Below are 24,212 nucleotides of genomic sequence, written 5' to 3' on the forward strand. Positions count from 1 at the left end.
TTGTTAACACCTCGTATAAGAAATTTCAGTTTGCCCATCTTCTTTTACAGGATAATTTCCTGTCATACATGCAGCACAAATTCCTTGATGGAGTGTTTTATCCTTTATAATTGCTTTTTCTAATCCATCAATCGATAAATAAGATATACTTTCTGAACCAATTATTTCACAAATTTCATCAATGGAGTTGTTCGCAGCAATTAATTCTTTTCGTGTTGACATATCAATACCGTAATAGCACGGGTTTTGAATAGAAGGTGAAGCAATTCGAACGTGAACCTCTTTGGCGCCAGCGTCTTTCAGCATTTGGACAATTCGTCTGCTTGTCGTTCCCCGAACAATTGAATCATCTATCATCACAATCCGTTTTCCTTCGACAATTCCACGGACTGGTGCAAGCTTCAGTTTCACACCTTGTTCACGAAGCTCCTGGGAGGGCTGGATAAACGTTCTTCCCACATAACGGTTTTTGATAATTCCCATCTCATAAGGAAGTCCGCTCTCTTCAGCAAAGCCAATCGCAGCAGAGATGCTGGAATCCGGGACACCAATTACCATATCTGCCTCAGCAGGCGACTCCTTGGCAAGTTCTATTCCCATCCGCTTTCTGGAAGCATGGACATTTACTTCATTTAAGTCACTATCTGGTCTCGATAAATAAACATACTCCATCGCACACATTCTTCGTTGCTCACGCATTGCAAAACGGGTTGATTCTATCCCTTTATCACTAATTGTTACAAGCTCTCCCGGTAAAACTTCACGGATAAAAGTAGCTCCAATTTGGTCGAATGCACACGTTTCAGATGCAACAACATAGGCATCTCCGAGTTTCCCAATGGATAAAGGCCTGATGCCGCTTGGGTCAAGCGCAGCAAACATTTTATCTTCTTTTAAAATTAAATAAGCATAAGCCCCAACAACTTTATTAAGCGCACTGGATATAGATTTCTCATTCGTTTCCATACCATTTCGCCTGATTAAATGAGCAAGTACTTCTGTGTCGGAAGAGGTTTGTAAAATACTCCCCTCGTCCTCAAGCTCTCCCCGCAGTTTTTGTTCGTTCATGAGATTCCCGTTATGTGCTAAAGCCATACTGCCAGTCTGCGAACGGAATAGTAATGGCTGAACATTTTCTATTCCCTTTCCACCTTGTGTGGAGTAACGAACATGCCCAACAGCCACATTCCCCGTCAGTTCGGAAAACTTCGCATGCTTGAATACGTCGTTGACTAAGCCTAATCCTTTATGGGCTTTTAATTCCATGCCATCATTTACAACAATCCCAGCGCCTTCCTGTCCGCGATGCTGCATCGAATGCAGTCCATAATACGTAAGTTCTGCTGCCTTTTCATGACCCCAAATTCCAAATACGCCGCATTCTTCGTTTATGCCTTTGATTTCAGCAAGCATGGAATAGCTCCTTTCCATAATTCATGAAGTGCTCTAGCATCTTCCTCAATAACAACCTTGTCTTTGGTCCGGACGAAAAATTCATTATTAGCCGTTACAGAGCCAATCTCTGTTGCATGGTCGATTATGTTTTCAAATTGCCCTTTATCTTCAGCTTTGACAGTTACTAGAAATCTCGATTGTGACTCGCTGAATAATGCAGCAGTTGGATTCCCAGAGACTTCCACATCTGCTCCGAGCCCTTTTCCGCTAAAAGTACCTTCAGCTAGCGCTACGCCTAATCCACCTTCAGCCAAATCATGGGCTGATTGAACAACGCCCTGCCGAATAGCTTTCAATAACTGCTTCTGTCGTTCCGCTTCTATTTGCAAATCAATTGATGGAGCTTTTCCCTCGTATTTTCCTTGGATAATATTCTGCAGCTCACTGCCGCCAAACTCTGCCTTTGTTTCACCAATTAAATAAATGACATCCCCAGCTTCCTGGTAAAAGCTTGGTGTAAGATGTTCTAGCGATTCAATTAGTCCAACCATCCCAACGACCGGTGTCGGAAAAATTGAATTTCCTTTTGACTGGTTATATAATGACACATTCCCGCTAATGACTGGTGTATTAAGAATGCGGGAAGCTTCACTCATCCCCTCAACACTCTTTTCCATTTGCCAAAAGACTTCCGGATTAGTTGGGTTCCCAAAATTTAAACCATCCGTTAAGCCTAATGGATGAGCTCCTGAGCAAACTAAGTTCCGCGTCGCCTCTGCAACTGCAATTTTCCCGCCAGTTTCTGGATCAAGGTAAATATAACGAGAATTACAATCGGTCGTAATCGCCAAGGCTTTATCTGTTCCTTTAATACGTACAACAGCTGCATCCGATCCAGGCATTACAACTGTATTCGTTTGAACCATTGAGTCGTATTGGTCATATACAGATTCCTTGCTTGCGATAGTAGGCTGCTGCAGAAGTTGTTTTAACATTTCAGCATGATTTTCAACTTTGGGAATTTCGTTTTCCATTTCCTGAAATGCTTTCACATATGCTGCTTCCTTTGACGGCATTTGATAAACTGGAGCTTCCTCTGCAAGTGCATCAACTGGAATATCTGCAACAAGTGAGCCATGCTGTTTAAGGCGAAATACCTTTTCCTTGATAACCTCACCAACTGCAGTTGCCTCAAGTCCGTATTTTTCGAATATATCAATAATTTCCTGTTCACGTCCCTGCTTCACAACAAGCAGCATCCGTTCCTGGGATTCAGAAAGCATTAATTCATATGCATTCATATTTTGCTCGCGCTGCGGTACAAGGTCCAAATTCATTTCCAATCCAGTACCAGCCTTACTCGCCATTTCGCTTGCCGACGATGTAAGTCCTGCCGCTCCCATATCCTGCATTCCTACCAATGCGTCAGAATGAATAACTTCCAGGCATGCCTCAATTAATAGCTTTTCCATAAACGGATCGCCAACCTGTACTGCCGGACGATCTTTATCCGAATCCTCAGCCAAGTCACCTGAAGCAAATGTCGCGCCATGGATGCCATCTCTTCCTGTTGCTGCACCAGCATAAATTACTGTATTCCCAACACCTGTTGCGATGCCCTTTTGGATTTCATCATGATTTATCAATCCGATACACATTGCATTTACAAGCGGATTATCCTCATAGCTATCATCAAACTGCACCTCTCCACCAACTGTTGGGACACCGACACAGTTGCCATAACCTGCGATGCCATGAACGACTTCCTGGAACAGGTACTTAACACGGTCCGTTGTCAAATTGCCAAAGCGCAATGAGTTCATCAAAGCAATCGGCCTTGCTCCCATTGAAAATACATCTCGGATAATACCGCCAACTCCAGTGGCAGCACCTTGATATGGTTCAACTGCTGATGGGTGATTATGGCTTTCTATTTTAAAAACTACCGCCTGATTATCCCCGATATCGATGACGCCAGCACCTTCACCAGGACCTTGCAGAACATGTGGACCCTTAGTTGGGAATTTACTTAACAGTGGCTTTGATGTTTTATAGCTGCAATGTTCAGACCACATAACGGAAAATATTCCAGTCTCGGTAAAGTTCGGTCTATGTTTCAGAATATTTTTTACCATGTCATACTCTTGGTTACTTAACCCCATATCCAGGTATAACTGTTCCTGTTCGATTTTCTCCGGGCTGATATCACCTGTTAACAACATAGGATTCCCTCCAATTTTTGACGACTGACTGAAATAATTTAAGTCCATCATCACTGCCAAGCAGCTCTTCAACGGCCCGCTCCGGATGTGGCATCATGCCAAGAACATTGCCTTGTTCATTAATAATTCCAGCAATATCTGCAACCGATCCATTTGGATTATTTTCATACGTGAAGACGATTTGATCATTTGCTTTTAAATCGGCTAATGTCTGTTCATTGCAAAAATAGTTTCCTTCACCATGAGCAATTGGAAAACGAACGATTTCTCCCTTAGCGTATTCCGTAGTAAACTGGGTTTGATTGTTCGCCACAGCCAATGGCTCCTGATGGCACATGAATGCCAGATTCTTGTTGCGGAGCATCGCCCCTGGCAAAAGCCCTGCTTCAAGTAAAATTTGGAATCCATTACACACGCCTAAAACCGGCTTGCCTTTTTCAGCATGTGCTTTAATCTGCTTCATCACATTTGAAGTTGAAGCAACCGCACCTGATCGAAGGTAGTCTCCATACGAAAATCCACCAGGTAAAAGAACTCCGTCATAGTTTTCGAGATTGCTATTTTCATACCAGACTAAATCAGCATCTTCTTTCAGAACATCTTTTGCAGCATGATACATATCACGATCACAATTCGACCCCGGAAAAACGATTACAGCAAACTTCACGATTGGACAGCCTCCTCCACATTAAAGCGATAATCTTCAATTACCGGATTTGCCAAAAGTTTGTCGCACATTGCTTTGACACGTGCCTCAATATCCGCATCGTCCTCCATGGTCAATTCAATGTACTTACCTACCCGGGCTTCCTCTACTTCCGGAAAACCTAACGAATGTAACGATGTTTGAATTGCCTTTCCTTGAGGATCGAGTACACCTTGTTTTAACGTGACGTGCACCGTAACTTTTTTCATGATTTTGCCTCCAATCGACGATAAATTTCCTGATAAACTTCGAGCAAATCACCAGTACCTTGGCGAAATACATCCTTATCCAATTTTTCATGTGTAGTACTATCCCAAAGTCTGCATGTATCTGGTGAAATTTCATCTGCAAGCACAATACAGCCACTTGCTAAGCGTCCAAATTCAAGTTTAAAATCTACCAATTCAACATCTATTTCCTTGAATACTGCAGTTAACTGCTCGTTTATTTCCAAAGCTTTCTCTTTAATTTCCTGTAATTCACTGGATGTGACATCACTTAAGAAAAGCGCATGCTCATCATTAATTAACGGGTCCCCCAATGCGTCATCTTTATAAAAAAGTTCAATAATCGGCGGGTTAAACACTGTTCTCTCTTCAATCCCCAGACGCTTTGTAATGCTTCCTGTTGCCAGGTTACGTACAACTACTTCCAATGGAATGATTTCGGTTTGATGGACAAGCTGTTCTGTTTCACTTAATCTTTCAATAAAATGAGTCTGAATATTTTTGTCATGAAGAATTGGAAAAATAAGTGACGATATATCATTGTTCAATTGCCCTTTGCCTGTAAACGACGCCTTCTTCTCTCCATTAAAAGCTGTTGCATCGTTTTTGTAAGCCAGCACTAGTTGTCCCGGTTTATCCTTTGCCTGGTAGACACGCTTTGCTTTACCCTCGTATAACAGATCAGCTTTCATCATTTCACCTCAAGTCCAATTCGGTTGAAAATTGCATCCACATTTTTAAGGTGGTACGTATAGTCAAAACAATCGTCGATCTCAGCTTGTGACAGCTTCGTACTAATCTGTTCGTCAGCCTCAACCAGCTTTTTAAAATGAGTTTCTGTCTCCCATGCATGCATTGCCTTTGGCTGTATAATGTCATAAGCAGCTTCGCGGGCCATACCTTTTTCAATTAATGCCAGAAGCACACGCTGTGAAAAAATAACACCATGTGTTTTATCGATGTTTCGCTTCATGTTTTCCGGGAAAACAGTTAGCTTTTTAACAATGTTGGAAAAACGATTCAGCATATAGTTCAAAGCGATTGTTGCATCTGGTAAAATAACGCGCTCTGCTGAAGAATGGGAAATATCGCGTTCATGCCATAATGAAACATTTTCGAATGCAGTTACCATTTGCCCACGCAGAACCCTGGCCATCCCGGTCATGTTTTCTGATCCAATTGGGTTACGTTTATGCGGCATTGCAGAAGATCCCTTTTGGCCTTTAGCAAAGAACTCTTCAACCTCACGTGTTTCTGTCTTCTGCAGGCCACGGATTTCAGTTGCAAATTTCTCGATTGAAGTCGCAGCAAGTGTGAGTGCAGATACATATGCAGCATGACGATCACGCTGTAATGTCTGCGTTGATACTGGCGCTGGAGTCAGCCCAAGTTTTTCACAGACATATTGCTCAACGAATGGATCAATGTTTGCATACGTTCCAACTGCGCCTGATAGTTTCCCGAACTCTACACCTTTTGCAGCCATTTCAAAGCGCTCCAAATTCCGTGTCATCTCCTCATACCAAAGAGCCAATTTCAAGCCAAATGTTGTAGGCTCAGCGTGGACGCCATGTGTTCTTCCCATCATGACAGTATGTTTATGTTCGATAGCCTTGTTTTTCAGTATTTCAATAAATGCATGAAGGTCTTTTCGGATGATTTCATTTGCTTGTTTCAATTGATAGGATAGTGCCGTATCAACTACATCTGTAGAAGTTAAGCCATAATGGACCCATTTGCGTTCATCACCGAGTGTTTCGGACACAGCACGCGTAAATGCAACCACATCATGTCGTGTTTCCTGTTCAATTTCATAAATCCGTTCAAGGTTAAATGATGCATGTTGACGAATCTTTTTCACATCCTCAGCTGGAATAACCCCTAACTCGCTCCAGGCCTCACATGCTAAAATTTCTACCTCAAGCCATGCGTTGAACTTATTTTCCTCTGTCCAGATTGCACCCATTTCTTCTCGTGTATAACGTTCAATCATTGTTTTGCCTCCTCGTATGCAGTAAGTCTTGCATGGACGTCTTCCTGTGTTTTTGCAATAAACGTAATGTGCCCCATTTTACGTTTGGCCTTCACTCCTTCTTTCCCGTATAAATGAACAAAGCCGTTATTCAATCCAGGCAACATTCGTAAAACATCATTCATATCGCCACCAAGTATATTTACCATTCCAGCAGGCTGCAGCAATGTAATTGGCATTAAGCCCAACCCGCAGATCGCTCGAATATGCTGCTGAAATTGTGAAATATTGCATGCCTCAATTGTGTAGTGTCCAGAATTGTGCGGTCTTGGTGCCATTTCATTTAGAAAAACACCTTCATCCTTAACGAACATTTCAAGCGCAAATGTACCGACAATGTTCATTTTTTCAGCAAGTACTTTTGCAGCATCGACAGCTTTTTCATTAACGGTTTCACTAATCAGCGCCGGGACTGTTGTTTGATATAGAATGTGGTCTTGATGTTTATTCTCTGCAATTGGGAAAAAAGTAATATCACCTGACTTTGTACGGGTGAAAACGACTGAAATCTCCTTATCAAACGGTATCCACTGTTCGATAATGCATGTACTATTTTGATCAGCAAACGCACAAGCCGCTGGAATATCGTCTGTTGAATTTAATTTAAGTTGTCCTTTGCCATCGTAACCGCCGCTACATGTTTTAATTACCGCTGGAAATGACATATTTTTCAAAGCTATATTCGTATCTTCACCATTTGAGACTATTGAAAAATCAGGTACTGGCAGGTTTGCATCTTTCATGATTGATTTCTCTTTTTCCCGGTTTTGGGTGACTTCCAAAGGGTATGCTCCTTGTGGCAGCTTACCTTGCCGCTCGATATATCCCGCAGCATCAAGATCAACATTTTCAAATTCATATGTCACAACATCACTTAGTTCTGATAACTTCTTAATACCATTCATATCATCGAAGGGTGCAGTGATTTGCTGATCTGCTACCTGAGCAGTCGGACAGTTTGGTGTCGGATCAAGGACTGCAATTTTATATCCCATATATTTTGCTGCAATTGCCATCATACGCCCAAGCTGGCCTCCGCCGATGATTCCGATTGTTTGAGATGGGAGGATTACCTTATTCTTTTGCAAGATCTTCCCTCATTTCTGCTACATTTGCTTGTAATTCTTTGCGGTACTTCTCCAGTCTTTCCGCTACCTTCTCTTCAAAAGACCCAATAATTTGGGCGGCAATAATTCCTGCGTTTTTCGCACCTGAATCGCCAATTGCAACCGTTGCAGTTGGCACCCCTCCAGGCATCTGCACGATAGAAAGAAGAGAATCCAGACCATTAAGTGCTTTACTTTGGATAGGAACACCAATAACAGGTAACGTTGTTTGAGCTGCTAGCATTCCAGGTAAATGCGCTGCACCACCTGCTCCAGCAATAATTACCTTCAAACCACGCTCGCGTGCGAATTTGGCATACGTAAACATTTCATCTGGCGTACGATGAGCTGAAATCACATCCTTTTCATATGGAATGCCGAGCTTACTCAACATATCGCAGGCATGCTGCATTGTTTGCCAATCTGATATACTTCCCATTATCACTCCAACTTGAACCATTAAATCCCTCTTTCCCTGTAAATAAAAAAGTCTATTCCTCTCCCTCAAATACATGAGAGAAGATGAATAGACTTTTTTCACGACATCTTAAAACGGACCGTTGCTATACAACGATTCATCCTCCCTCATAGTCCAGCATTTATGGTGCTTGGTAGAAACTTTTGAGCCATATTCTCAAAAATATATGAGGAACCGTATTTATTTGTTGGTTTCAGCATATCAAACCAGCTGCTAAAATGTCAATAAAATATCGAACAATAGTTAATAAATATTATTTAATGTTCGGATTCTATTAATAACTATCTATCTTATGAGCTTACCATTTTTCCTCCGTTAACATGAATAACCTGACCAGAAACATAAGAGGAATCTTCAGAAGCAAGATATACATATGCAGGCGCAAGTTCATACGGTTGACCAGCTCGTTTCATAGGTACATCAGTGCCAAATGTCGTTGCAATGTACTCAGCTGAAAAGCTTGACGGTATTAGCGGTGTCCAAATCGGTCCAGGTGCCACCGCATTTACACGGATTCCCTGGCCAATAATATTTTGTGATAAAGCACGCGTGAAGCCAACGATTGCACCTTTTGTGGCACTGTAGTCTATTAACTTCTCATTTCCCTCATAGGCTACAACAGACGTGGTGTTTATAATTGTATTTCCTTCGCTTAAGTATGGCAGAGAAGCTTTTGTCATGTAAAAGAACGCATAGATATTCGTCTGAAATGTTGCATCCCATTGTTCTGTTGATACATCTAGCAAACTATCCTGAGGGAACTGTACACCATGATTATTGACTAGAATATCTATTTTGCCAAAATGGTCGATTGTCTGTTGCACTACGCTCTGGCAATGCTTCTGATCACGTAAGTCGCCTACAATTAAAAGACACCGTTGTCCAAGCTGCTCAATTCGCCGTTTTGTACGGTAAGCGTCCCCATCTTCATAATGGTAGTAGTATGCAATAACGATATTTGCGCCTTCCTTTGCGTAGGCTATAGCGGCAGCTGCTCCAATTCCGCTGTCTCCACCAGTTATAATGGCAACCTTACCCGTTAATTTATTAGCGCCAGTATAGTCAGGATCCTCTACAATCGGTTCAGGCACCATAAGTGACTCGATACCTGGCTGTTGTTCCTGATGTTGAGGCGGAAAGGAATTTCGATCTTGTTGATTGTTCATTGAAAGCACTCCTCCAAATTAATAGGACATTTGCTGTACTGTATTCTGTTCTGGAGGCAGGTGTTCGCTGAATCACCCTTTTGTATAACTAATATCGAATGAGCGACACAAAAAGTGGCATTAAAAAGCTATTTCCTTAGAAAACTTGTCTTATCGCTTATTTGCACTTATGCAGTAAGAAAAAAGCAGAAACTACCTTAAAAAATAAATAATAAGTTGACACTTTTTCCATTCGAAAATCGATTATAGTTATAGAAGAATAATAGAACAGGCTGCAACCTGTTCTATTATCTGCTTATTATTCTTTTAGTTCTTCATCATTTTGCTTTGGAGGCTGCTGTTCCTCCTGTGGTTTCGCTTCACCTGGATAGTTCTTTTTCTGATTAAATAGCCGGCCTTTTCGTACTTGTTTAACCCAGAAACCACCGTTAATCTGTTTTGGTTCATATGAAATAATAAATGCTTTAGGATCTATTGTCTTAATTGTTTCATATAGTATCAGCTCATATTTTCTTGGGGTCAGAATTTGCATTGCAAGACGATCGCCTTCCATCCCATAGGCAAACCAGCTTGTCACGCCATACCCTTTATCCCGTAACTTTCTTGTGAATTCAATATTCGGATCGGAAGAGATAACATTAACGGTAATATAGCCTAATGCAAGCTTTTCCTCAATTTTTGTACCGACAATTACGCCAATCCCAAAACCAAGCGCATACGCAATCAGGTTTTGTATTTCATTTAAATTATCCAATACCAGTCCAAGTCCAACTACATAAATAACCACTTCGAACATGCTAACAAATGCAGCTATATACCGCCGACCTTTTAGTGTCAGGATCATTCGAATAGTTGATAACGATACATACACTATATTTATGATGAGAATGATTGCCACCATGATATATGCATTTTCCAGCAACATAAACCCTCCTAGATCTCTTACTGCAGAAATACGTTCACTTTCATAATACTCACCTAACGCCCAGCTAATGCATACATTATAAAGTAATTCTATCCAACTTAAACGAGGTGTCTTAATGGATCCTTTTAAACAAATGTCTGATTGGCGAAAGAACATGGATCATTTTTTTGGTGATCAATTCTGGAATGAATTTGAAGGGGTTATAAAACCTACTATTCCACAGATTAATATTTATCAGTATGACCATGAACTTATTTGCATTGTTAATATCCCAGGTCTAATCGACTTAAACAAAGTTGATATCTTTGTAGATTATGCAAGACTGGAACTTAAAGGTGCTATAGACATTTCCTATACAGGAGGCACTGTGGTCAAAGAAGAAATACTTCAAGGTGTGTTCGAACGTGAGATAACGTTACCATTCCCTGTACGAAAAGATAAAATAAGCGCAACATATAAAGACGGCTTAGTATTTATTCAGCTGCATAGACTCATATCGGACGAAAGCGGTCGGAATAAAGTGAACGTTCAAATAGTAGAGGGAGATTAGACTTTGTTCGGTCCAAATACACGCTTTTCAACCGATGAATTCTTACCTCTTAACCTCTTATTAAGTGTGTTTTTCCAACTATAAGCTAATAATTCACATGAAGCAAGTTCATCAGCTGCTTTTAAATCTTCTTTGTTAAAATGCATGACTTCATTACAGGCAGCAATTGTCCACTGAGGATACGGCCGATCGATTAATTCAAGCTCCAATCCCGCTTCAGCATATCCTTCCTGCAGCACTCGAAAATACCAGCCTGTTCTTCCACTATTTTGTATACGTAATGCAAAATCAATTATACGAAAACGACGGGCTGGCTTCCAGCAGGGCTGCCGTGGTTGTGCAACCTGAATAATGCTTTCACCAAATTGGTACGTATCACCTATGCAAACAGTGAATTCATTTGCATTATTTAGTGACAAATTTTCACCCATTGCACCAATTCCAATCGAATGTGATTCTAAATCCTTCTGCCAATAGGAATAATGTTCTTTCGGATAAGCAAAAACAGCTTTTTCTGGACCGCCATGGTTTTTCTTGTCCGCTACCTCATCTTCAGCAAAACCAGTATCTCCAAGCCATATTTTTCCATCTAATTCACACTTAAACATGCCAGTCTCCCAAGGCATATCCATACGATTTTCTGCATGAGCATCCCCTAAACGCTTTACTTTTCCAGTTAATAATTTATCTACATAAGGTCTAGTCATAGCGTCCCGTCACCTCTTTCTTTCTACATTGTATCTTTAATGATGGGAAAATGAAAATAGCACGGAACCATAATTTGGATTTAAATAATTCAGTTGGTATGGTTTGAAGGGATATGCTTGATTTCCACGAACAAACTTGCGAGAATTCTTGTTCGTGACTCTCTGCAAGGATCACTATCCCTTTTTTAACAGGAGTCTCAAAAATTTCTACCTAACCACACCAGTGAAAAAGCTCAAGCACATTAGAATTCATATTTGTCATCCCTTATCAACCGTAAATCTGTTATATCAACCTGAAAGACGGTATATCAACTCCAATTGTCAGTTATCAACTTGAAATATGCTATATCAACCCAATTTGTGTTATATCAACCTAAAATACAGTATATCAACCCCAATTGCAGGATATCGACTAAATTCACTGAATATCAACCCAAACAGGGGTACGAACGAAAAGCTTAATGTTCATTTGCGGAATGTGAGTTGCAGCTCTGCTACCAACGGTTCCCTTCTTGCTATTCCACATAGAAAAAGCGGTTTAATTAAGGGTACAATTAGGTGTTGTACTCCGTAACTAAACCACTTAAATCAGGATTCCATACTATTTTTTAATTCATTTCCACTACTTTGTCTCTCAATTCCGCTTTGTTTATTTTCCCTACGTGGGTTTTGGGCAGTTCATCCAGCAGCACAAATTTCTTAGGTACTTTATATTTGGTCAATTTTTTTTCACAGTACATTTTTAATTCTGTTTCAGTTACCTTTTCAGTGGGCACAACAAATGCTACAACGATTTCTCCCCACTTTTCATCAGGTAATCCGAGAACTGCAGCTTCACTTATAGTTTCATTAGATTCCAGCCAATGCTCTACTTCCAAAGGGTAGACATTCTCTCCCCCGGTAATAATCATATCTTTCTTGCGCCCTACAATATACACATAGCCTTCTTCGTCCTGTCTTGCCAGATCTCCAGTATACACCCAGCCATCAATTATCGTCCGGTCTGTTTGTTCCTGCTTATTCCAATAATATTCGAACGAATGATTTCCACGTATTAGGAGTTCACCAACATCACATCCATCAACTTTATCCCCATTTTCTGTAATAATCTTTATATCATTGAAAAGCATGGATTTCCCAACTGACCCCACCTTTCGTTCCGTTTCTGCAGGATCTATATAAAAATTATTTGGTCCCGCTTCTGTTAAGCCATAACCCTCCTTAAATGGAATTCCTTTTTCACGAAAAGCCTTGTAAATTTCGTGAGGACATGGTGCACCACCAGAAAGGAATACTTTCATTTTCGGAAAATCTGCTTGCTGGAATGCTTTAGTACGAATCATCATGTGATACATTGTTGGTACACATAATACGATCGTACATTCATATGTAATTACATCATTGACTGCTGTAGATGCTTCAAATTCTGGTGAAATGACAACCTTTCCGCCAACAAGTATTAGTGGTAATGATAGTGCGTTTAGTCCACCTGTATGAAACATCGGCAGGCAAGTTAATGTTATGTCTTCATTTGTTAAATTCCAGCTGATTATGGTGTTCATTGCATTCCACAAGATTGACCGATGTGACAAAACAGCCCCTTTTGGCTTACCAGTCGTTCCACCCGTGTAAATCATGGCTAGTGCGTCCGTTTCATCTGGTTCATGTACCTCTGATAAAGTGCTGGATGTCTGCAAGTGATCGATATAATTATTATTATCTATTTCTATTAATATACTATCTATTTCAACCTGAGTTAAATTGCCCTGAAATTGTGGATCAATACCTATAAACTTTGGTGAACAATCCTGGACTACGTAACGTAATTCATCATTTGATAGCCGCCAATTCAATGGTACAAATACTGTTCCAATTTTCATACAAGCAAATATGAAATCAAAATAACTAATATGGTTAGGGGCTAACAATGCAACTCTATCACCCTTTTGAATATCACGTTCGATAAAATATTGTGCTAATCGCTCCGCTCGTTCATTGAGCTGTTTATATGTCCAGGTGTCATTTGTTTTTGCATCAACGACGGCCTTTTTTTCAGGAAATAAATCCACCCGACTCTGAAACCAATCTAATGCACAATGCATTACTACCCCTCCATTGCATCTCTAAGTATATTATAGTAAGTATAGAAGGTTGGAGTTACATGATGGTTACAGTTAAAACCTCTTTGTGAATGCTGTAAGAAAAGATTTATATCTTCTGCTTACTGCGAAAAAGAGCGTTCCAATAATGGAACACCCCTCTGTCTTACATCATAATTCCACCATCAACGTGCAGTACATGGCCATTAACATAATCTGCTTCATTTGAAGAAAGGAACAAGTAGGCGTTAGCTATATCCTCTGGACGCCCTAATCGTCCCATTGGAATTTGTTCCTTCATTTGATTAATCACTTTATCTGGCACGCCAGCAACCATACCGGTTTCCGTGAACCCTGGAGCAACTGCATTGACATTTACCCCTTTTCTTGCAAGCTCTTTTGCCCACGTCTTAGTCATGCCAATTATTCCAGATTTAGCTGCCGCATAGTTAGTCTGCCCGACATTTCCATAGGTGCCTGATACGGAAGAAGTATTGACTATTTTTCCTTTTCCCTGCGCAGTCATGGACGGCAGGACAGCCTGCGTACAATGGAACACACCATTCAGATTTACATCAATTACTTGCTGAAATTGTTCTGGTGTCATTTTTGAAAGCATCGCATCTCTTGTAATTCCAGCATTATTGATTAATATATCAACCTTTCCATATGTCGATAATACTTCATCGACCATCGCATCAACACTTTCTCGATCAGCTACATTTACTTGAACGAATGTACATTTCATACCTTCTGATTGAAGTTCACCTTCTCGCTCTTTACCACTAGCTTCATCAAAGTCAGCAATAACAACCTGCGCCCCTTCGTTTGCAAAAGTTCTTGCTGCCTGTAAGCCGATGCCGTTTGCTGCACCTGTAATAATGGCTACTTTATCTTGTAATCTATTCATCTTTCTACGTCCTTTCTGCTATACATTAGCCTTTTGTTTAAAAAAGTGGCTTATCGCCGTAAAAATGGCGAAAGCCTTAATTGCATTTATGCAGTAAAAAAGTATTTATACCTTCTTACTGGTTAAAAAGAAGTCTTCCATGAGCTCCAAAAGGTTATCAAGATCATCAATCAGTGGTGAATGTCCGCTTCCGGTTAGTTCTTTGTAAATTGCTTTTTCTCCGTAATCCTCGATAAGCTCATCTGTCATTTGTTTTGTAACAACAAGGTCTTCATCACCCCAAGCAATTATTACCGGGATACTTATATTCTTGATTTTGTCCTGACCTTCCGTAAGCCCGTTATGAACACTGCTTAGATTGAAGATATTTAATACTTGGTATGTCTCAGCCAGATTCCGCTGTGTTGTCATATCAGCTAAATATTTTTCATACCTTGCTTGATCAGGCTTATCTTTTCGGTAAATTAACATATCCCACGTTTGCTTAAGTAAATCAAAGTTCTTTGTGTCATATGCATTTTGAACAACTTTCGTTTTACCATCCTGCTTAACTTGCTCCAAGGTTTCAAGCCGATTTGATGTTACTGGCAATCCATCTGCTCCAGTTTCAAAGTAAGCATATCCTCGTGAAGATGCGGAGGCTAGTAAAAATAGATGTGTCGCATAATCAGGATAATCAGCACAAAACTGCTGGGCAACCGCTCCTCCAAGCGACCATCCTACAAGTGAAAAGTCCCGCAATCCAATTTCATCAACAAACAGTTTTAAGTCATTCGAGAAATCCATTATCGTTTCTATCGGCTTGTTGTAGGATGATTCACCAAACCCACGCAAATCTACTGCATATACTTTAAAGTCTGGTGATAGATTTTCAATCACCAAGTCCCAATGAACCGATGATGTCATATTCCCATGAATCAGTAATACGTTTTTACCCCCGCCTTCTCGCTCACGATATGCGATTTCTTCACCATTAGACAATGAAATTTTGTTCAACAATACGTTTGACATAAGACTAGCCTCCCTTTATTTTCCCCATTGAATCACATTGGCTCCCCAAGCATAACCAATTCCAGCAGAAACAAGTACTATGATATCACCATCCTTAAGCATATCACGGTCTTCTGCAAGCTCAAGTGAAATAATTTGATCCATTTGGCCGATATGCCCATAATCTTCAAGATAAATAGATTTACTATAGTCAACACCAAGCTGATCCAACACGTATGTATGCGCAGATCTCTTCATGTGCAGCATCGCAACATAGTCAATATCATCTTTTGTATGACCGCTTTTGTCCAGTGCCTTCTCGATGCACGTTATAAAGTTATCCATTGATTTTTGTTCCAGCCGTTTTTTCATTCCTGGTGGATCCAATACATCCAGCTGATATAACCCTGCATCTAGGGTTTCTTTTGTAATTGGATTTTTCGTACCACCTGTTGTAACAACTACATCCTCAGAAAAAGAACCATCCGTAATCATATGGGTTCCAAGGAGCTGGTTTTCAGTGTGATTCTTTTGTAAGATCATTGCGCCACCACCAGCTCCAAGGTTGAACATGAATCGGGTACGAGGATTCTGATAGTTAATAAAATCGACATTCCGGTATCCACCAGCTAACAAGACGGTATTTATATCTGGATCAGCTAACATCATATCTTTAGCCAGCTTTAGTGCCATTATCGTTGTCCCGCACCTTAATGCCGTATCAAATGCCCATGCATTAACTGCGCCAACCTCATGCTGCAGCTTTATTCCAGCAGTCCATAAGGGATATTCTTTATGTTCTTCCCCAATATAGACCACAACGTCAATTTCCTTAGGGTTCAAATTCACTTTAGCTAATGCATTTTTAGCAGCAAATATCCCCATTGCACATGTATGATCATCTTCGCCAGGAACAGGTTTTTCTCTAATTCCCATTTTTTCTTCAATAACTTCAATTGGGAGTCCGGACTGTTTAGCTAAATCTGCTGATGTAAGCTTCTTTTCAGGAATGTACACCCCTGTACTTAAAACACCTACTGTTTCCATATCCGACACCTCATTTTTTAGACAATCCTTTAGTTACTCGATTAGAAAACTTGGATTGTATTGTTCCGGCAATACCTAACGGGAAGAAAATAACAGCTAAAATATAAACTATCCCATATAAAATAATCCAGCGTTCGAAAATCCAATGCACGTCAGCTAAGTCGGACAGCCAGTGGTGAGCAAATTCTACCAATCCCGCACCAATCAGTGGACCAACAAGCGTTCCAACCCCACCGATTATTGTCATTAATAAGGCATCCAGCGTAACGTCTATTGCAAATACACTTGTATCAATAAACCGCAATGACAATATATATAATACCCCGGCAAAACTTGCAATCACCCCAGCTATTACACTAACAATCACTTTGTAATGAAGTACCTGAAATCCTAATGACTCTGTACGGTTTTCATTTTCTCTAATAGCCACCAGTACTTTACCTAATGGTGACTTCGTAAATCGCCTCAGTCCAAAAAAGAGTACTACAAGTGAAATGAGACAAATCATATACATCGTTCCCGAGTCTCGAAGGAACTCTGGCAATCTAAACGTGAACCCTTCTCCGCCACCGGTCAAACTGGTCCATTTTTCGGCAGCTACCAGAAAAAGGCCAGCCAGTGCCAAAGTCAGCATGGCATAAAAGTGACTTTTAAGCCGAAGGGTGAGTATACCGACGATAAAACTGACAATCGCAGCGATAATTATCGCAACTAAAATCCCAGCAGCTAAAGAAAGCAGTGTTGAATCGTTTAGGTCCATCACTATTGCAGCTGAATACGCACCAATCCCAAAAAACATTGCATGACCGAATGAGATAATACCGGTGTAACCTAAAAGTAAATCATAACTCATCGCAAATATACCAAAGATAAAGATCTGCATAACCATAAATAGCATACTGCGTCCTGTAAATATGAATGGGACAATAATTAATAACAAAGCAATGGCTATATAAATCCAGGTACTCTTTTCAATATGTCGTAAATTCATTGATTATCTCACCCCTTCACCTTAAATAATCCTTCTGGTCTAAAGATAAGTACTGCTGTCATCAGCAGCATATTTACCGCTAATGATAAAGCTGGTACATAATAAGCCATAAATGCTTGCGTCAGCCCTACTAAAATAGCTGCAAATAAAGATCCTTTAAAACTGCCCATTCCGCCTATTACAACTACAATAAATGCTAATATCCCAAACTCAAGACCCATTTCTGCATATATAACCCCTGAATATGGCGCCATAAGCATTCCACTCAGCGCCGCCATCGCTGCACCAACCATGAAAACAGCCATAAATACAAATTGGATATTTATTCCGAGTGATTGTACCATTTCTTTATTCATGACCCCCGCTCGAACAATTAATCCAATTCGCGTACGTTTTAAAATAAATGTAGTGAGCGCAAATATAAATATTCCGACTGCTATGATAAATAATCGATATTTAATGAGGATGATATCACCCATCATAAAGCTCCCATCAAGAAATGCCGGGGGGACTGCGGATTTTTGCTCTGGTCCAAAAACGACCTTAATCAATTCACCAAGCACGAGCATAAGCCCTAATGTAATCAGAATCTGTTGAATGTGATTACCGTAAACCGGTCTGATGATTAAAAACTCCGTGATTGCTCCCAAAATCAGCCCCGTTACAATAGCAGCAGCAATGCCAAGCATAAAACTTCCGGTTAGATTGTAGACCCATACACCGCTGAATGCACCCCAAACAAATAAACCACCATGTGCAAAGTTTAAAACATCCATTAAACCAAAGATCAGTGTAAGTCCTGCCGCGAGAAGGAAAACCAGCATACCAGTCGCAAGTCCATTGATTGCCAAACTAACTATTAAATCCATACCTTCCCCTCCCTATGCAATACCTAGATATTTTTTCATTAATGCTTTGTCATTTTTTAATTCATCCATCTGGCCATTATGAATTGTTTGCCCATCATCAATAATATAAAAACGATCGCCAATTTTACTTGCCATTAGAAAATTCTGTTCCACCAGCAAAATGGTCGTTCGTTCCTTCATTTCCTGAATCGATTCCATTACTTTTTCCACAATTATCGGGGCGAGTCCTTTACTAGGTTCATCAATTAGTAACAATTCATTTTCATTTACATATGCTCTCGCAATTGCGAGCATTTGCTTTTGTCCTCCACTTAATTGTCCACCTGGTTTTTTCCAGAACTCTTTAAGATCCGGAAATAGTTCAAGAACCCATTCCATGCGCTCTGTTGTCTCTTCATCTTCTGTTTTGATAGCAACTTTTAAGTTTTCCCCCACGGTCAGATTATCAAATATTCCTTGATCTTCAGGAACATAGCCAATACCTTGCTGGGCTATTGAATGTGTTTTTAACTGCCCAATTTGTTTGTCATTATAGATAATCGATCCTTTCGAAGCCTGATTTAATCCCATAATCGTCCGTAAAGTAGTTGTCTTGCCGGCACCATTTCTGCCAAGCAGTACGGTTACTTCACCTTTTGGTACCGCAAATGAAATGTCATGTAATATGTGGTATTGCTGTATGTATGCTTCAACCTGTTGTAGCTCAAGCAAGCTGCTCATCGTACATGCCTCCTAGATATGCTGACTGAACCGTTTCATTCTCAATTATCTCTTCAGGTGTTCCCTTTGCTAATAGCTCCCCATGAAATAACACAAGTACTTCATCAGATAAGTCCATAATCATGTCAATTTTATGTTCAATTAGCACAATTGTCCGATCTTCATCTTCCTTAATCTTTTTAATCACTTCGATAATTGCCGGAACCTCTTCAAGAGACATCCCCGCTGTAGGTTCATCAAGCAAAAGGACCTCTGTATCCAATGCCAGCAGCATCGCCATTTCAAGTTTTCTTTTTTCACCATGTGCGAGGTTCACAGCACGTAAATCAGCTTTTGTTTCCAGGAATACTCTTTCAAGAAGCTCCATTGCCTTTTCTTCAAATTGTTTGTAATACTTGAAATGTGCAATCATTTGATAACGAACCTTTGCTTGGGATTGCACCGCTAATCGAACATTTTCAAGTACTGTCAGATTAGGAAAAACATTTGTAATTTGAAAGGACCTTCCTATTCCAAGACGAGTTCGCTTAGTCGTTGATAGTTTTGTAATATCTTGATCCTTATAAAGAATTTGACCATTTGTTGGAGATAATTGGCCACTCAGCAGGTTAAACAACGTCGTTTTCCCCGCACCATTTGGGCCAATAATGGAGGTGAACTTCTTTTCGGGGATTTGTACGGAAATATGGTCAACAGCTGTATGGCCACCAAATGCTATAGCCAAATCTTTTGTTTCCAATATTGCGGTCATTGTTTGTTCCTCCCTGTAAAGTTAATGGTGGAACAGCCCCCGCCACATTAGGCAAGGGGATGTTCCAAGTTTGGTCAGTTAATTATTTTTAATTGGTGGTGCAGTTTCCTCTGGGGATAAGACTCTCTCTAGTACTGGTATTGGATAATCATGCTCATCACTTTCTTCTAACGTGACAGCATATAATGATTGTAATGCCTGGTGATCTTCTGGACGGAATGTCATCGTTCCTTTAGGCGATTCGAAGCTCATCCCTTCCATTGTCTCTATCAGTTTATCTGCCGATGTATCTCCTTCTGAGTTCTTAAGCGCCTCCACAACTGATATTGCCGCACTCATACCTCCAGGTGTAAATAAATCTGGTACTTCACCATCAAAACGTTCCTTATGTTCATTTACCAGCCAATCATTTACTTCATTATCAGGTAATGAGTGATGGTATACCGTAAACCCTGCCATCCCAACCAAAGGCTCCATTGTTGGCAATGTAGCGATATCTGCTACACCAGTCGAGATTTTTATACCTTGTTCCTGTACTTTCATGTCAGCTATCTGATTCCAAGGTGTATTTGCCCCTGCCCAGATAACATATAAATAATCTGGCTCTGATTCTATAACTTTTTGAATATTCGCTGTGAAATCTGTAGCTGCAGGATCCGCATATTCTTCATGACTTATTTCTGCACCCAGATCAGTTGCCGCTTCCTTAAATGCTGCAACTCCGTCCTGCCCAAATGCAGAATCAGGAGCAAGTGTCGCAATTTTCACCCCTTCATCAGCAATTGCTGCTGCACCTGCAACAGCATCCTGAGATGAATTACGACCTGTTCTAAAAATATAATCGTTGTACTCTGAACCTGTAATACTGTCCGCAACAGCTGGTTCCACAACCATAATTGTTTCATATTCTTCTGCCAGTGGTGTCACTGCTAAGGTATCACCAGAACTCGATGATCCAACAAGGAAATCCACATTTTCATCCTCCAGCAGACCAATTGCTTTTTGACGGGCAACTTTCGGATCTGTTTCAGTATCCTCAAAGACTACTTCAATTTTTTTACCTGCAACTTCCATTGTTCCGTCAGTTGCATAGTCAAGTCCTAGCTCAAATCCCTTTCTGGTTTGCTTCCCATAAGCTTCCAGTGCACCAGTTAATGAAGCAAGAACTCCAATTTTAACGGTTTCAACTGTTGCTTCCCCTTCTGTATCACTTCCATTAGATGAATTTTCGCTTTCACCAGAAGCATCTTCATCCCCACATGCTGTCACAAATACAGCAATTAACAGCATGATAAACAGAAACCCAGTTATACGTTTTACATTCATTACTTGTTTCCCCCTTTTTAAATGGTTGTTTCACTTGCAGTTATCATAAACAATTTAAGTTACATAGAAGTAACAACTCTACTATTCCTCCAGCCAGCGAATTACCGTAGCTGCCCATGTATACCCGGTTCCAGCGGAGACTGCTACAGCAATATCCCCTTTTTTAAGTAATCCTTTTCCCTCAGCAATGTGAAGTCCATAACAGGGATCCAGCGCTGACATGTGCCCGAAATGGTCTAAATAAACAGCCTGGTTCTCGTCTAACCCCAATTTATTCAGTAATTCATGAAACATCGACTTTTTTGTATGGAGCGGCAATAGAACTTTTAAATCTTCGAGCTTTACACCACTTCTTTCTAAGGCTGTTTCAATTACTTTTATAAAATTTGGTATCGATACTGGATCAAGACGTTGTTTCATGCTTAACGAATCTGGGACGTCGATATAATGAGATTTATCATCAACAACCTTTTGACTGACTGGATGTACAGATCCTGAACCAGGAACTAAAACGTCCTTACTAAATGAACCATCTGTGATAATCGACGAACCTAAGATTTCACTTTCAGCAGCGTCCCTTGATACTAAAGCTGCAGCTCCACCATCAGCAAAATTAAACATAAAACGCGAACGTGGATTATCATGATTGATAATCATCGACTCTTTGGAGCCACCGGCAAGCAGTATGTTATTAATGTAAGGATCAGAATTTATCATATCCTTAGCAACTTTAAGTGCTAACGGAAAACAAGAGCTTACATTCATCATTTCAAATGAATAGGCATTTATTGCTCCTAACTCATACTGAATCCTGGAGGACGCTGTCCAAACCTGATAATCTTTAAAAGGACTCCCAAAATAAATAACGACATCAATAGACTCTGGTTTTATATCTTCCAGGACCTTTTTCCCGGCAGCAATCGCTAAATCTGATGCATGCATATTAGACGAAGCCACTCTTTTTTCCACTAGACCAAATTTTTCAATTATAATATTTTCCGGTATTTCTGTTTTAACAGCCAGTTCAGCTGCAGTCTCTATTATGTCCGGTGTGAATATGCTGGTTGCTTTTATACCTGCCATTATCCCTGCTCCTTTTTCGGAAGCTTCATAACCCCGTTACCATCCAGCACGGTGCTCCCGCTCTGATTTCGACAAGTTGTCTGTAGGGTTAACAATCTTGAATCTTCGTCTATTTTGACTACTTCTGCATAAGCGGTTATGGTGTCACCTATATATACTGGTTTGGTAAAGGTCAATGATTGTGATACATAGATGCTGCCCGGACCTGGTAAGTGCATACCTAATAGCCTTGATAACATGCTGGCGGTCAGTAAACCATGACTAATTCTTCCACCAAAAAATGTATTCTCAGCATATTCCTGATCGGTATGAATTGGGTTATAATCTCCACTAAGTCCAGCAAACATAATAAAGTCTGTTTCGGTTACTGTTCTGGAAAATTGCGCTGACTGGCCTATTTCAAAATTCATGCAAGATTTCACCCCTATTCCAAATAGCACGTAATGCCTTCTTATCTATTTTTCCAGTAGCATTTTTAGGAAGTTCATCCAGTTCAATTATTTTTTTGGGGATTTTATATTTTCCTAATTTACTAGAACAATGGTCTTTGACCTCATCAGGAATTACCGAGTGATTCCGATTGAAAGACAAGAATGCAATAGGTACTTCCCCCCATTTTTCGTCCTGAACGCCAATCACAGCAGTCTCACTCACTTGAGCTAACTCCTTTATTACCTGCTCAATCTCCAATGGATAAATATTTTCACCACCGGAAATGATCATATCCTTCTTTCTTCCAGCAACATATATAAATCCTTCTTCATCACGACGAACTAAATCTCCGGAATAAAGCCATCCATCACGAAGTGCCTTATCTGTTTCATCAGGAAGCCCCCAATATTCCTTCATAACATTTGGACCTTTAATCAAAAGCTCTCCTATTTCACCATTAGGTACTGACTCGCCATCCTCATTAATAATCGATATATCTGTAAACATTACTGGCTTTCCAATAGATCCTGCTTTTCTTTTATAATCTTCTTTTGATATCATAAATATAGTGGGTGCTGTTTCTGTCATGCCAAAGCCTTGCCCAAAAGGATGGCCATGGTCAATGTATGCGTTTATTAGTTCTTTAGGACATGGTGCACCACCACTGTAAAACCAGCGCACCAATTCAAAATTGGCAGTTTTGAACTCCTTACTTTTTCTAATCGCATCATGTATGGCAGGAACTCCCATGACAATCGTTACCTGATGATCCTCAATAGATTGTATTGCACTGTCCGGTTCGAATTTTTCAGGTATGATAATTGTTCCGCCAGCAAGTAAAGTCGGAAAGGCAAATAAACCTATACCCCCTATATGAAATAGCGGGAGAAGAATAATAGATTTATCATCAGATGTAATATCTATTGCCAGTTGATTATTTACAGCATTCCAATACATATTCCCCTGCGTTAAAACGGCTCCTTTGGGACGTCCTGTTGTTCCAGACGTATAACAGATAATAAATGGATCGCTTGATAGATGAGATGATTTACTAATTTCTTCATAACTAAGTTTGCTCATGTCAGATTCATCAAATGAGAAAGCGTTTTCAAAATTAACATGATCCCTTATATCGTTGTATAAAATCTCAGTTTCACTCTCATATATGATTGTTCCCGCTCCACTGTCCTTAATTTGAAATGCTAGTTCAGGTGCGGAGAGACGAATATTTAAAGGAACGGCGATTAACCCCAAATGAGCAATAGCTAAATATGTAACCATATACTCTTCACGGTTTTGTGATAGGATAGCTACTCGATCACCCTGACTTAGCAGCAATTTATGTTTAAGTATCGAAGCCATTTTATAGATGTCTTGCGAAAGCTCATGATAGGTTCTTTCTTCCTTCACACCAATCATCGCTACCCTATCAGGTGTTATCTCAGCTCGTTTATGAATCCAATATGAGATGCTACTCATT

General features: G+C 40.2%; 24 protein-coding genes and 1 riboswitch. Of the genes, 1 reads left to right on the top strand and 23 read right to left on the bottom strand.

The window, feature by feature from the left end; genetic code table 11:
- Nucleotides 1-3: 3 nt before the first annotated feature.
- From purF to J2Z82_RS05680, 10 genes are all read right to left on the bottom strand, one after another.
- Nucleotides 4-1,413 (bottom strand): amidophosphoribosyltransferase, encoded by a 1,410-nt coding sequence (purF, locus tag J2Z82_RS05635; protein ID WP_209479808.1) that lies wholly within the window; start codon nucleotides 1,411-1,413, stop codon nucleotides 4-6.
- The gene (gene purL, locus J2Z82_RS05640; RefSeq protein ID WP_209479809.1) at nucleotides 1,389-3,617 is read right to left on the bottom strand and encodes a phosphoribosylformylglycinamidine synthase subunit PurL; all 2,229 of its coding nucleotides are present in this window, start codon (nucleotides 3,615-3,617) and stop codon (nucleotides 1,389-1,391) included. Before purL ends, purF begins: the two co-directional genes overlap by 25 nt.
- The gene (gene purQ, locus J2Z82_RS05645; protein ID WP_209479810.1) at nucleotides 3,601-4,284 is read right to left on the bottom strand and encodes a phosphoribosylformylglycinamidine synthase subunit PurQ; all 684 of its coding nucleotides are present in this window, start codon (nucleotides 4,282-4,284) and stop codon (nucleotides 3,601-3,603) included. The genes purL and purQ overlap by 17 nt, the downstream gene beginning before the upstream one ends.
- The gene (gene purS / locus J2Z82_RS05650; protein ID WP_092494385.1) at nucleotides 4,281-4,532 is read right to left on the bottom strand and encodes a phosphoribosylformylglycinamidine synthase subunit PurS; all 252 of its coding nucleotides are present in this window, start codon (nucleotides 4,530-4,532) and stop codon (nucleotides 4,281-4,283) included. The genes purQ and purS overlap by 4 nt, the downstream gene beginning before the upstream one ends.
- Nucleotides 4,529-5,242 carry a phosphoribosylaminoimidazolesuccinocarboxamide synthase gene (gene purC / locus J2Z82_RS05655; RefSeq protein WP_280922970.1) on the bottom strand — a complete coding sequence of 238 codons (714 nt, stop codon included), beginning with the start codon at nucleotides 5,240-5,242 and terminating at the stop codon, nucleotides 4,529-4,531. The genes purS and purC overlap by 4 nt, the downstream gene beginning before the upstream one ends.
- Nucleotides 5,242-6,543 (bottom strand): adenylosuccinate lyase, encoded by a 1,302-nt coding sequence (purB, locus tag J2Z82_RS05660; protein ID WP_209479812.1) that lies wholly within the window; start codon nucleotides 6,541-6,543, stop codon nucleotides 5,242-5,244. The genes purC and purB overlap by 1 nt, the downstream gene beginning before the upstream one ends.
- Nucleotides 6,540-7,670, bottom strand: a complete 1,131-nt coding sequence (gene purK / locus J2Z82_RS05665) for a 5-(carboxyamino)imidazole ribonucleotide synthase (protein ID WP_209479813.1) — start codon at nucleotides 7,668-7,670, stop codon at nucleotides 6,540-6,542. Before purK ends, purB begins: the two co-directional genes overlap by 4 nt.
- Complete coding sequence (purE, locus tag J2Z82_RS05670) at nucleotides 7,657-8,148, bottom strand: 5-(carboxyamino)imidazole ribonucleotide mutase (RefSeq protein ID WP_209479814.1); 492 nt, start codon at nucleotides 8,146-8,148, stop codon at nucleotides 7,657-7,659. Before purE ends, purK begins: the two co-directional genes overlap by 14 nt.
- A gap of 108 nt (nucleotides 8,149-8,256) precedes the next feature.
- Nucleotides 8,257-8,356, bottom strand: a riboswitch (purine riboswitch).
- 100 nt (nucleotides 8,357-8,456) lie between these two features.
- A complete protein-coding gene (locus J2Z82_RS05675; RefSeq protein WP_209479815.1) occupies nucleotides 8,457-9,332 on the bottom strand; it encodes an SDR family oxidoreductase in 876 nt (291 codons plus the stop codon).
- 298 nt (nucleotides 9,333-9,630) lie between these two features.
- Nucleotides 9,631-10,254 (bottom strand): DUF2179 domain-containing protein, encoded by a 624-nt coding sequence (locus J2Z82_RS05680; protein ID WP_245251126.1) that lies wholly within the window; start codon nucleotides 10,252-10,254, stop codon nucleotides 9,631-9,633.
- Between the two features lie 118 nt (nucleotides 10,255-10,372).
- Between J2Z82_RS05680 and J2Z82_RS05685 the strand changes: the two genes are divergently transcribed.
- On the top strand, nucleotides 10,373-10,807 hold the full coding sequence (locus J2Z82_RS05685; RefSeq protein WP_209479816.1) for an Hsp20/alpha crystallin family protein: 435 nt from the start codon (nucleotides 10,373-10,375) through the stop codon (nucleotides 10,805-10,807).
- Here J2Z82_RS05685 and J2Z82_RS05690 read toward each other — a convergent pair.
- From J2Z82_RS05690 to menE, 13 genes are all read right to left on the bottom strand, one after another.
- Nucleotides 10,804-11,514: an MOSC domain-containing protein gene (locus J2Z82_RS05690; protein ID WP_209479817.1), complete on the bottom strand. Its 711-nt coding sequence runs from the start codon at nucleotides 11,512-11,514 to the stop codon at nucleotides 10,804-10,806. The two genes, J2Z82_RS05685 and J2Z82_RS05690, sit on opposite strands and share 4 nt — an antisense overlap.
- A 608-nt stretch (nucleotides 11,515-12,122) precedes the next feature.
- Nucleotides 12,123-13,616, bottom strand: a complete 1,494-nt coding sequence (locus J2Z82_RS05695; protein WP_209479818.1) for a class I adenylate-forming enzyme family protein — start codon at nucleotides 13,614-13,616, stop codon at nucleotides 12,123-12,125.
- 163 nt (nucleotides 13,617-13,779) lie between these two features.
- Nucleotides 13,780-14,523, bottom strand: coding sequence for a 3-oxoacyl-ACP reductase FabG (fabG, locus tag J2Z82_RS05700; RefSeq protein WP_209479819.1), 744 nt, complete (start codon nucleotides 14,521-14,523; stop codon nucleotides 13,780-13,782).
- A gap of 105 nt (nucleotides 14,524-14,628) precedes the next feature.
- Complete coding sequence (gene phaZ / locus J2Z82_RS05705) at nucleotides 14,629-15,534, bottom strand: intracellular short-chain-length polyhydroxyalkanoate depolymerase (protein ID WP_209479820.1); 906 nt, start codon at nucleotides 15,532-15,534, stop codon at nucleotides 14,629-14,631.
- A 15-nt stretch (nucleotides 15,535-15,549) separates the two neighbouring features.
- Nucleotides 15,550-16,560, bottom strand: a complete 1,011-nt coding sequence (locus J2Z82_RS05710; protein ID WP_209479821.1) for a 3-oxoacyl-ACP synthase — start codon at nucleotides 16,558-16,560, stop codon at nucleotides 15,550-15,552.
- Between the two features lie 10 nt (nucleotides 16,561-16,570).
- Complete coding sequence (locus J2Z82_RS05715) at nucleotides 16,571-17,551, bottom strand: branched-chain amino acid ABC transporter permease (RefSeq protein ID WP_209479822.1); 981 nt, start codon at nucleotides 17,549-17,551, stop codon at nucleotides 16,571-16,573.
- 8 nt (nucleotides 17,552-17,559) lie between these two features.
- Nucleotides 17,560-18,420, bottom strand: coding sequence for a branched-chain amino acid ABC transporter permease (locus tag J2Z82_RS05720; protein ID WP_209479823.1), 861 nt, complete (start codon nucleotides 18,418-18,420; stop codon nucleotides 17,560-17,562).
- Between the two features lie 12 nt (nucleotides 18,421-18,432).
- Nucleotides 18,433-19,140, bottom strand: coding sequence for an ABC transporter ATP-binding protein (locus tag J2Z82_RS05725; RefSeq protein ID WP_209479824.1), 708 nt, complete (start codon nucleotides 19,138-19,140; stop codon nucleotides 18,433-18,435).
- Nucleotides 19,124-19,891, bottom strand: coding sequence for an ABC transporter ATP-binding protein (locus tag J2Z82_RS05730; RefSeq protein WP_209479825.1), 768 nt, complete (start codon nucleotides 19,889-19,891; stop codon nucleotides 19,124-19,126). Before J2Z82_RS05730 ends, J2Z82_RS05725 begins: the two co-directional genes overlap by 17 nt.
- Before the next feature lie 78 nt (nucleotides 19,892-19,969).
- Nucleotides 19,970-21,217 carry a substrate-binding domain-containing protein gene (locus tag J2Z82_RS05735; RefSeq protein WP_209479826.1) on the bottom strand — a complete coding sequence of 416 codons (1,248 nt, stop codon included), beginning with the start codon at nucleotides 21,215-21,217 and terminating at the stop codon, nucleotides 19,970-19,972.
- An 81-nt stretch (nucleotides 21,218-21,298) separates the two neighbouring features.
- On the bottom strand, nucleotides 21,299-22,303 hold the full coding sequence (locus tag J2Z82_RS05740; protein WP_209479873.1) for a 3-oxoacyl-ACP synthase: 1,005 nt from the start codon (nucleotides 22,301-22,303) through the stop codon (nucleotides 21,299-21,301).
- On the bottom strand, nucleotides 22,300-22,710 hold the full coding sequence (locus tag J2Z82_RS05745; RefSeq protein ID WP_209479827.1) for a MaoC family dehydratase: 411 nt from the start codon (nucleotides 22,708-22,710) through the stop codon (nucleotides 22,300-22,302). Before J2Z82_RS05745 ends, J2Z82_RS05740 begins: the two co-directional genes overlap by 4 nt.
- Nucleotides 22,700-24,211 carry an o-succinylbenzoate--CoA ligase gene (menE, locus tag J2Z82_RS05750; protein ID WP_209479828.1) on the bottom strand — a complete coding sequence of 504 codons (1,512 nt, stop codon included), beginning with the start codon at nucleotides 24,209-24,211 and terminating at the stop codon, nucleotides 22,700-22,702. Before menE ends, J2Z82_RS05745 begins: the two co-directional genes overlap by 11 nt.
- Between the last annotated feature and the right edge of the window lies 1 nt (nucleotide 24,212).

This window comes from Virgibacillus litoralis, assembly GCF_017873675.1.
GTDB lineage: Bacteria > Bacillota > Bacilli > Bacillales > Amphibacillaceae > Lentibacillus > Lentibacillus litoralis.

Excerpts from the sequence above, each read along its gene's own strand:
- J2Z82_RS05720 (WP_209479823.1), bottom strand. The coding sequence starts at position 18,420 with ATGGATTTAATAGTTAGTTTGGCAATCAATGGACTTGCGACTGGTATG.
- purL (WP_209479809.1), bottom strand. The coding sequence starts at position 3,617 with ATGTTGTTAACAGGTGATATCAGCCCGGAGAAAATCGAACAGGAACAG.
- purE (WP_209479814.1), bottom strand. The coding sequence starts at position 8,148 with ATGGTTCAAGTTGGAGTGATAATGGGAAGTATATCAGATTGGCAAACA.
- J2Z82_RS05710 (WP_209479821.1), bottom strand. The coding sequence starts at position 16,560 with ATGGAAACAGTAGGTGTTTTAAGTACAGGGGTGTACATTCCTGAAAAG.
- J2Z82_RS05735 (WP_209479826.1), bottom strand. The coding sequence starts at position 21,217 with ATGAATGTAAAACGTATAACTGGGTTTCTGTTTATCATGCTGTTAATT.
- J2Z82_RS05685 (WP_209479816.1), top strand. The coding sequence starts at position 10,373 with ATGGATCCTTTTAAACAAATGTCTGATTGGCGAAAGAACATGGATCAT.
- menE (WP_209479828.1), bottom strand. The coding sequence starts at position 24,211 with ATGAGTAGCATCTCATATTGGATTCATAAACGAGCTGAGATAACACCT.
- J2Z82_RS05715 (WP_209479822.1), bottom strand. The coding sequence starts at position 17,551 with ATGAATTTACGACATATTGAAAAGAGTACCTGGATTTATATAGCCATT.
- J2Z82_RS05690 (WP_209479817.1), bottom strand. The coding sequence starts at position 11,514 with ATGACTAGACCTTATGTAGATAAATTATTAACTGGAAAAGTAAAGCGT.
- J2Z82_RS05675 (WP_209479815.1), bottom strand. The coding sequence starts at position 9,332 with ATGAACAATCAACAAGATCGAAATTCCTTTCCGCCTCAACATCAGGAA.
- J2Z82_RS05745 (WP_209479827.1), bottom strand. The coding sequence starts at position 22,710 with ATGAATTTTGAAATAGGCCAGTCAGCGCAATTTTCCAGAACAGTAACC.
- purC (WP_280922970.1), bottom strand. The coding sequence starts at position 5,242 with ATGAAAGCTGATCTGTTATACGAGGGTAAAGCAAAGCGTGTCTACCAG.
- purB (WP_209479812.1), bottom strand. The coding sequence starts at position 6,543 with ATGATTGAACGTTATACACGAGAAGAAATGGGTGCAATCTGGACAGAG.
- J2Z82_RS05730 (WP_209479825.1), bottom strand. The coding sequence starts at position 19,891 with ATGACCGCAATATTGGAAACAAAAGATTTGGCTATAGCATTTGGTGGC.
- J2Z82_RS05695 (WP_209479818.1), bottom strand. The coding sequence starts at position 13,616 with ATGCATTGTGCATTAGATTGGTTTCAGAGTCGGGTGGATTTATTTCCT.
- purF (WP_209479808.1), bottom strand. The coding sequence starts at position 1,413 with ATGCTTGCTGAAATCAAAGGCATAAACGAAGAATGCGGCGTATTTGGA.
- J2Z82_RS05725 (WP_209479824.1), bottom strand. The coding sequence starts at position 19,140 with ATGAGCAGCTTGCTTGAGCTACAACAGGTTGAAGCATACATACAGCAA.
- purS (WP_092494385.1), bottom strand. The coding sequence starts at position 4,532 with ATGAAAAAAGTTACGGTGCACGTCACGTTAAAACAAGGTGTACTCGAT.
- fabG (WP_209479819.1), bottom strand. The coding sequence starts at position 14,523 with ATGAATAGATTACAAGATAAAGTAGCCATTATTACAGGTGCAGCAAAC.
- phaZ (WP_209479820.1), bottom strand. The coding sequence starts at position 15,534 with ATGTCAAACGTATTGTTGAACAAAATTTCATTGTCTAATGGTGAAGAA.